This is a genomic window from Pseudomonas sp. PS02290, assembly GCF_029960075.1.
In the GTDB taxonomy this organism is placed as follows: Bacteria; Pseudomonadota; Gammaproteobacteria; order Pseudomonadales; family Pseudomonadaceae; genus Aquipseudomonas.
The window spans coordinates 25,397-33,293 of the sequence record NZ_JASCOY010000062.1; the positions used below are offsets into that span (position 1 = coordinate 25,397).

7 protein-coding genes are annotated in these 7,897 nt (G+C 64.5%); all 7 read right to left on the bottom strand.

Translation table 11 applies throughout. The features are described 5' to 3' along the window. Positions 1-57: 57 nt before the first annotated feature. Positions 58-1,752, bottom strand: a complete 1,695-nt coding sequence (locus QMX88_RS21305; RefSeq protein WP_442969483.1) for a BatD family protein — start codon at positions 1,750-1,752, stop codon at positions 58-60. After that, entirely contained in the window at positions 1,749-3,470 is a 1,722-nt protein-coding gene (locus QMX88_RS21310) for a VWA domain-containing protein (RefSeq protein WP_282372206.1), read from the bottom strand. Before QMX88_RS21310 ends, QMX88_RS21305 begins: the two co-directional genes overlap by 4 nt. A gap of 8 nt (positions 3,471-3,478) precedes the next feature. Then, a complete protein-coding gene (locus QMX88_RS21315; protein ID WP_282372200.1) occupies positions 3,479-4,546 on the bottom strand; it encodes a vWA domain-containing protein in 1,068 nt (355 codons plus the stop codon). After that, the gene (locus QMX88_RS21320; protein WP_282372201.1) at positions 4,539-5,030 is read right to left on the bottom strand and encodes a DUF4381 domain-containing protein; all 492 of its coding nucleotides are present in this window, start codon (positions 5,028-5,030) and stop codon (positions 4,539-4,541) included. The genes QMX88_RS21315 and QMX88_RS21320 overlap by 8 nt, the downstream gene beginning before the upstream one ends. Next, positions 5,027-5,971, bottom strand: a complete 945-nt coding sequence (locus QMX88_RS21325; protein ID WP_282372202.1) for a DUF58 domain-containing protein — start codon at positions 5,969-5,971, stop codon at positions 5,027-5,029. Before QMX88_RS21325 ends, QMX88_RS21320 begins: the two co-directional genes overlap by 4 nt. A 4-nt stretch (positions 5,972-5,975) precedes the next feature. Then, complete coding sequence (locus QMX88_RS21330; RefSeq protein ID WP_037013687.1) at positions 5,976-6,935, bottom strand: AAA family ATPase; 960 nt, start codon at positions 6,933-6,935, stop codon at positions 5,976-5,978. 187 nt (positions 6,936-7,122) lie between these two features. Beyond that, entirely contained in the window at positions 7,123-7,485 is a 363-nt protein-coding gene (locus tag QMX88_RS21335) for a hypothetical protein (protein ID WP_282372204.1), read from the bottom strand. Positions 7,486-7,897: the final 412 nt, after the last annotated feature.

Below are 7,897 nucleotides of genomic sequence, written 5' to 3' on the forward strand. Positions count from 1 at the left end.
GGTTTAACGATCAGCCTGTTTTCCAGTGTTGCCGGAAAACGCGCTGATCGATGGAAATCATTTTGGATACAGCGGCGGCAGGCTGTCGCCTCCGTTCGGGTCCTGAGGGTTTTCAATGGCGGGCAGCGCCTTCACGGCGCGCCAGAGGTCTTCGCCCAGCCACAGTTTTTCGGTCTCGCTGTACAGCGCGCCATTCAATCCGTCCAGCGCATGGGACAGCGGCACGAAGCGCGCGGCCATGTCGGCCAGGGTTTCCGGTTGTTGACGGGCCCAGGCGTCCAGCGCCTGGCGGGTCGCGTGGGGGTCGTTGGCCAGGCACGCGCGTTTCAGGTCGTCGAGCACTGTACGCGGACTCGGCCCCGTTTGCGCGACCCGGGCCAGTGCCGGTTGCCACCGCCCGCGCCACCACAGGCCGAAGCCCAGCAGCGTGGTGAAACTCAACAGCACCGTGCTCAACTGCCACGGCCACACCGGCGGACCGATCACCGTCACATTACCGTTATCGCTCACGGGCGTGTCCACGGCGAACGCCGGATTGAGGCTGACCTGCAAGGTGCGGGCGGGCAGGGCGCTGTGCTCCAGGTGATCTTCCTGGGTGTTCCACCAGACCAGATCGACAGCGGGAATCTCGATGGCGCCGGGACGATTGGGCACCAGCGCCTCGCGTTCCTCACGCACGCCGGTCAAGCCGCGCTCACCGGCCTGATTGCTCAGCTGCGGCTGGTCCGGGTAGCGCCGCAACGCGCTGACGTCGGTGGCAGGCAGCGGCGGCAATTGCGCGCTGGACAGCCCTTCGGCCTTCAATTGCAGGGTGCGGGTGAGGGAATCGCCGACCTGGCTGTGGGCAGGTTCCGGGCTCCAGTTTTCACTGAGGCTGACGCTGCGCGCCGGCAGCCATGGCGTATCGGCGGGGTAGTGCGCCGGTTGCGGCTTGACGTCGAGGGTCAGGGGCAGCGACGTCACGTGCATCAGTCGGCCGGGTTTCGGCCCGCTGGCAATCGCGCCGGGCGCCATGGCGGCGGCCGCAGCGGCGTCGGTGGTGTCCTGAACCAGCGTGGCGCTGAACGCCTGGGCGGGGATGGTCAGCGCACCGCTATGCTGCGGGTAAAGCGCATAGCGCATTTCGATCACGCCGTGGCGAATGCCATTGATCTGCTTCTCGTACGTGCGCGTGTCGCCAAGCTTTTCGATGCGCGCGTCGGGCACTTGCAGCGGTGTCAGGCTGCTGTCGTCGAACAGCGACACCGAGTGGTAGATGCGCACGGTGAGCAAGACCTGCGCCTGAACATACACGCTGTCCTGGTCAAGGCTCGCCTCCATGAATACCGGGGCGAGCTTCTGCTCCTGGCCCTGGGCGGCGGGGCCGACGTTGACCACTTGCAGCACGATCGGCTGGCTGGTCATTTCGCCCAGCTTCAGCGGAGGGATTTCAATCGAGCCGCTGTGGCGCGGCATCAGCGTGATCAGCCAGCGGGTCGTCGCGTGGACGTTGCCTTCCAGCGTGGTCAGGCTGTTGAGCTGGCGGGTGTCGCGGACCTCGAAGTCGGCGTCCAGCGCGCTCATGTCCGGTCGGCCGAAGACGGTCGCGTCGTCGGTTTCAAGGGTCAGTTCGACGGTTTCGCCGGTGTTGACGCGTGTGCGGTCAACGCTGGATTGCAGCGTGGAGCCTGCACTGTCGGCCTGGGCCAACGGCGCCACCAGGGCGAACAGGCACCACATTCCTGCGATCAGCAACCTGTGCAGACGACTCATCGGGTTTTTTCCTGATGCTGCTGTTGTTCGTACCAGAATTTGCGCCGCAACAGCTCACCGGGTTCGTCGGGGATCTGCCGCAGCCATTGTTCGAGCGCCTGTTTCTGCTCGCCATCGATCTGTCCGTCGGCCGGTTTGCCGGACGCACGCGCCGGCTCGTCGCTGTCGGACCCTGCACCGGAAGCCTGCTCGTCGGCGGCGCTTTGCTGATCGCTGGCCGAGCGGTCGGCATCGGCATCCTGCTGGGCTGACGGCGCACTCGATGACGACTGTCCGGTATTGCCTTCGCGGGCATTGTCGGCGTTCTCGTCACTCTTCGCCTTCTCGTCCGCTTTCGCCTGGTTCGACGCCGTGTTCTGCTCCAGCACCTTTTCCACCAACGCCTTATTGGCTGACGCCGCCGGGAAGTCCGGTTGACGCTCCAGCGCCTGTTCATAGGCGTCGATGGCGGCTTCCAGCTCACCGCTTCGGGCCAGCGCATTGCCGCGATTGTAATGGTCGGCGGCGCTGCTGCCCTTGGCAAAGCGCTGGACGGCGCCGGCGTAGTCACCGGCCTGATACAGCGCGACGCCTTGCCACTGCGGATCCTCGAAATGCCGAGCGGCTTCCGCCGGATGATGACGCTTGAGCAAGTGTTCGCCCTGTTGGTCGGGGCGGCGCCACAGGTCTTCGAAACCGAAGGCATAGCTGGGTTGCGGCACGGCCATCAGCAACAGCGGCAGGCACAGCAACCAACCGCGTCGCCCGGCGCAACCGGCCAGCAGCAGAAGCGGCAGCAGCAACCAGTAGCCCTGATCGGCCCAGCGGTCGAGCCGCACCTTCTGGCCCTGGCTGATCAGGCTCTTCGGACCGTCCAGCAGGCCGAGGTCGTTCAGGTCCTGATTGTCCAGGCGCAGCGAGGCATAGCGACCGCCCATGCTGTCGGCGAAATCCTTGAGCACCGGCCCGTCAAGACGCGGCACAAGGATGCCGCCCTGGGCGTCCTTCAGGAAACCGCCTTTCTCTTGGGTGACCGGCGCGCCTTCAGCGGTGCCGACGCCGAGCATCAGTAAAGGAGGGGCATCGCGTCCGGTCATCGCGCTTCGAATGCCCTGACGCTCGGCGTCGCTGAGGGACGAACCGATCCACAGCAGCCGCCCTTGGCCGAGGTCACCCTGTTCCAGCAAATCCAGCGCCTTGCGCACGGCGAGGTCTGCGCGCTGGCCGGCTTCAGGCATGATCGACGGCTTGATTGCATCCAGCAGGTTTTTGCTGGTCGCCAGATCATCGGACAGCGGCACCAGCGTGTGGGCGCTGCCGGCATACACGATGATCGCGGTCTGTGAATCGCTGCGCGCCTGCAACAGATCGAGCAACTTGCGTCGCGCCTGTTCGAGTCGGGTGGGCGGGCTGTCAGCCGCGAGCATTTCCGGGGTCAGCTCCAGCATCACCACCAGCGGATCGACCGGCCGCTGGCTGTTCTGCTCAACCCGCTGCCAGCTCGGCCCGAGCAGTGCCATTAGCGCCAGCAACCAGCCAAGACCCAGCACCACCCACGGCAATTTGCTTTCCCGACCGCCGCCACCACTGAGCAGGGCGGAATGAAAGGCACTGGGAATAATCATCTGCCAGCGCCCGACGCGCTTCTGCCGATTCCATAACCGCCACAACAGCCAGCCGAGCGCCGGCAGCATCAGCAGCCAGCCTGGGCGGGACCAATGGGGCCAGAGACCGGACAGGAATTCGATCATGGGCGCCTCGTCAGGCGCTTCAAGTGCTGACGCCACTGCGTACGCCACGCAATCGTCGGCCGGCATGCGAAGAAGCGATAAACCGCGTTGTTCGGCCAGCGCTCCTGAACCACCAGCAGCAGGCTCAACAACAGCGCCATCGTCAGCGGTACGTGATAAAGCGCCCGCGCCGGACGTGCCTGGGTCGGTTGTTGCGCTACGGGCTCCAGCCGGTCCAGCGCCTTACCGATGCCGGCGAGTTCGGCGCCGTTGCGCGCGCGGAAATATTGCCCACCGCTGACCGCAGCGATTGCCCGCAGCGCAGGCTCGTCCAGATCCAGGCTGGGGTTGAGGCCAAGAATGCTGGTGGCGCCTTTGTCGGGATCGGCGCCGATGCCGATCGGGTAGATTTTCACGCCTTCGCTGGCGGCCAGACGCGCGGCGGTTCGCGGGTCGATCTGGCCCGCGTTGTTGGCACCGTCGGTGACCAGAATCAGCACGCGGCTCTGGGCCGGACGCTGGCGCAGACGCTTCAACGCCAGCCCGATCGCGTCGCCAATGGCGGTGTTCTTGCCGGCAATGCCGATGCGCGCCTCGTCCAGCCAGACCCGCACGGTCTTGCGGTCGAAGGTCAGCGGCGCCTGCAGGTACGCCTGACTGCCGAACAGAATCAGGCCGATGCGATCGCCCTGACGGTGCTCAAGAAAGTCCCCCAGCAGCATTTTCACCAGGGTCAGCCGGCTGACCTCGTCGTTTTTCCAGACCATGTCCGGGTAATCCATCGACCCCGACACGTCCACCGCCACCAACAGATCGCGCCCGCTGGCGGCAACCGGCAACGGCTCCCCCAGCCATTGCGGGCGGGCGGCAGCGACCAGCAGCAGGAGCCAGACGGTAATGAACGGCAACTGACGCCGCCAGCCCGGCAAACGGGTTCGGGCGCGGCGACCGGCGAGGCCTTCCAGCTCGGGGAGAAAGCTGATTTTCAACGCCGCTTCGCCGCTGTCTGCGGCGGGCAGCACGAAGCGCATCACCCACGGCAGGGGGAGGAGGGCGAAAAGCCACGGCCAGGCGAATTCAAACATGCTTGCGAATCCAGGTCTCGACGGACTGGGTCAGGCCGTTGATGGCCTTGTCGTCGAGTTTGCATTCCGGCTTGTAGGCGCCCTCGACGAGGATCATCCAGCGCGTGAGGCCGGCGGCCGGACAGCGGTTGTCGAGAAACGCCAGCCATTTGCGGCCGTTGAGGGTGTGGCTCTGGCTGTAGGGGTAGTGATTGCGGCACAGGCGCTTGAGCAGACCGTTGATCTGTTGCAGCCAGGCACCGGCCGGGGCGCCGTCGTAGGGTTTGGGCATCTGCGCGAGTTCGACCAGCGCGGCCTGGCGCAGCGGGTCCAATGGCTCGACGGTGTCGCTGCTGGCCTTTTTCGGCAGCAGCGTGCGCGCGCGCCACAGGCCGTAGCCCAGCGCCGGCAGCAGGATCAGCAACAGCCACCAGCCCGGCGCGGGCGGCCAGAACCCGACCGGCTCCGGCAGGATCAGCGGTTGCAGCTGGTCCAGCGCACTCATGGCTGTTTCACCGGAGGCTGGCCGTTGAGGTATTCGCGCAGCTGCTCGACCATTTCACGCTGGGTGCTCAGCGGCATCATCAGCACGCGCAGCTTCTGCGCCAGCAATTCCCAGCGCGCCTGACGCGCCTCGCCCTGGGCACGGTAGCTCTGACGCAAGTCGGCGTTCAGCGTGTCGAGTTCAAGGTGCGCGCCCCGGTCAGCGAAGCGCAATAAACCGGCGGCGGGCAACGCGTGATCCAGCGGATCGGACAGCGGCAGCAGCAACAGGTCGCAATGCCGGGACAGCAGAGTCAACTGTTGTTCTGCGGAGTCGGACAACGCGCGCTCGTCGCACAGGATGATCGCCAGACTGCCTGGACGCATCACTTCCCGCGCTCGGCGCAGCGCCACGCCGAACGTGTCGCGGTCGGCAGCGGCCTCGGTGTGCAGCGACTGATTGACCCGCACCAGCCGGTTCAGCAGTTGCAGCAGGCTTTGTTTGCTGCGTCGCGGTTTGATTTCGTAATGCTCGTTGTCACCAAACACCAGCCCGCCGACCCGGTCGTTGTGGCCCAGCGCAGCCCAACCCACCAACGCGGCGGCTTGGGCGGCGAGGACTGATTTGAACATCAGCCCGGATCCGAAAAACAGACGGCGGCTTTGCTCGACCATGATGAAAATCGGCCGCTCGCGTTCTTCGTGAAACAGTTTGGTGTGAGGCTCTTGCGTGCGGGCGGTGACGCGCCAGTCGATGGTCCTGACGTCGTCGCCGGCCTGATACACCCTGACCTGATCGAAGTCGACGCCGCGCCCGCGCAGCTTGGAGTGGTGCAGACCGATCAGCGGGCTGCGCTGGCTGGGCGTTGAAAACAGCTGCACCTCCCGCACGCGATGACGCATCTCAATGAGGTCGGCGAGGCTGATGCGAATGCCCGGTTGGGAGATCAGATAGGGTTGCATGGGCTCAGGCGACGGCCACGACGTCGAGAATGCGCTGGATCACGCGGTCTTGATCGATGCCCGCCGCTTCCGCTTCGAACGACAGGATGATGCGATGACGCAGCACATCGAAGACCATCGCCTGGATGTCTTCGGGGCTGACGAAATCCCGCCCGGCCAGCCACGCATGGGCCCGGGCGCAGCGGTCCAGGGAAATCGAGCCCCGGGGGCTGGCGCCATAACCGATCCACTCGGCCAGCTCGGCATCGAACTTGGCCGGCGTGCGGGTCGCCATCACCAGTTGCACCAGGTATTCCTCGACGGCATCGGCCATGTACAGGCCGAGGATTTCCTTGCGCGCGGCGAAAATCGCCTGCTGGCTGACCCGGCGCTCGGGCTTGGTCTCGCCATTGAGCGCTTCGCCCCGGGCCTGCTGGAGAATCTTGCGTTCGACGGTGGCGTCCGGGAAGCCGATCTTGACGTGCATCAGAAAACGATCGAGCTGCGCTTCGGGCAGCGGGTAGGTGCCTTCCTGCTCGATGGGGTTCTGCGTCGCCATCACCAGAAACAGCGGCGACAGGTCGTAGGTACTGCGCCCGACACTGACCTGACGCTCCGCCATGGCTTCCAGCAAGGCAGATTGCACCTTGGCCGGCGCGCGGTTTATTTCGTCGGCGAGCACCAGATTGTGGAAGATAGGGCCTTGCTGAAACACGAAACTGCCGGTTTCCGGACGATAGATCTCGGTGCCGGTGATGTCGGCCGGGAGCAGGTCGGGGGTGAACTGAATGCGATGGAACTGCGCTTCGATGCCTTCCGCCAGCTCTTTGATCGCTTTGGTCTTCGCCAGACCTGGCGCGCCTTCGACCAGCATGTGGCCGTCGGCCAACAGCGCGATCAGCAAGCGCTCAACCAGTTTCTCCTGCCCGAGAATCTGGGTGGAGAGAAAGGTCCGCAGCGCGATCAACGCTTCACGATGTTCCATCGATGACAGTTCCTGGCAGGAGAGGCAGCAGCGCCAAGTGGCGCCGAAGCTGGGGGCGTTACTTTAATCCATCGCAGGGGCGCCGACTAATCGGCCGGCGGGTTTTTTCGGCTTTTCAGCAAAGGACTGGGCTAAAACAAGAACTGTCTTACATTTGCGTCAACTGCCGCCCGGTGCTGCCGGGGTCTCAGTTGATCTGGCTGACGTACGTCCCGACACCGTTGAGGATGATCCGCAACGTGGCGTCCAGGTCGGTCAACTCATTGGCAGGTGTGTTGTGGCTAATGTCGTACGTGGTGTCGCCTCCCAGGGGTTTGGCATCGTTGGCGTCGATCTCGACCAACAGCCGGGTGGCGCTCAGGGTGACGGTGATGTTGTCTTCGACATGGATAGTGTCGTCACGAAAGGTGATATCGACCTCATCCTCATCGGGGAAACGCGCGAGCAGAAACAGATCACCGGTGCTGCTGCCATGGCAGCAGGCCAGCGCCATATCATCCTCCTCCTCGTCGCATGGGTTGTAGATGAAGCTGTCGGTGGTCATTTGCATGGCGGTAACTCCCGTGGATGGGTTCAGGGCAGGGATGGATTTTGCCAGTCTTGTGGGAGATTTGCTGAAGATTGCGGAGGGTGGTGGGCCGAGTGGTTGAGTGGAGCCTGACCTGATGCGTTCGCTCCATTATTGACAGCGACCAAACCGGCCTCTTCCCGGCTAAAGCCGGTCCCACTAAAAAAGCATCGCGTACAGCCTGTGGGACCGGCTTCAGCCGGGAAGCTTTTGATCTGCTTTTGCTCTTGCTCTTCATACACATAACTTCCAAACACCGCCAATCGCGACTTGGGTGCAGGCTGAACGCAGGTTTCGCGCAGTGGGCCGAGCCGCATGGATGCGGCGAGAGCGCCGTCAGGACATGGATGTCCGTTCGGCGCGGGCCCACGGAGCGAGACCGGAGTGAAGGAAC

Excerpts from the sequence above, each read along its gene's own strand:
- QMX88_RS21305 (WP_442969483.1), bottom strand. The coding sequence starts at position 1,752 with ATGAGTCGTCTGCACAGGTTGCTGATCGCAGGAATGTGGTGCCTGTTC.
- QMX88_RS21315 (WP_282372200.1), bottom strand. The coding sequence starts at position 4,546 with ATGTTTGAATTCGCCTGGCCGTGGCTTTTCGCCCTCCTCCCCCTGCCG.
- QMX88_RS21320 (WP_282372201.1), bottom strand. The coding sequence starts at position 5,030 with ATGAGTGCGCTGGACCAGCTGCAACCGCTGATCCTGCCGGAGCCGGTC.
- QMX88_RS21325 (WP_282372202.1), bottom strand. The coding sequence starts at position 5,971 with ATGCAACCCTATCTGATCTCCCAACCGGGCATTCGCATCAGCCTCGCC.
- QMX88_RS21330 (WP_037013687.1), bottom strand. The coding sequence starts at position 6,935 with ATGGAACATCGTGAAGCGTTGATCGCGCTGCGGACCTTTCTCTCCACC.
- QMX88_RS21335 (WP_282372204.1), bottom strand. The coding sequence starts at position 7,485 with ATGCAAATGACCACCGACAGCTTCATCTACAACCCATGCGACGAGGAG.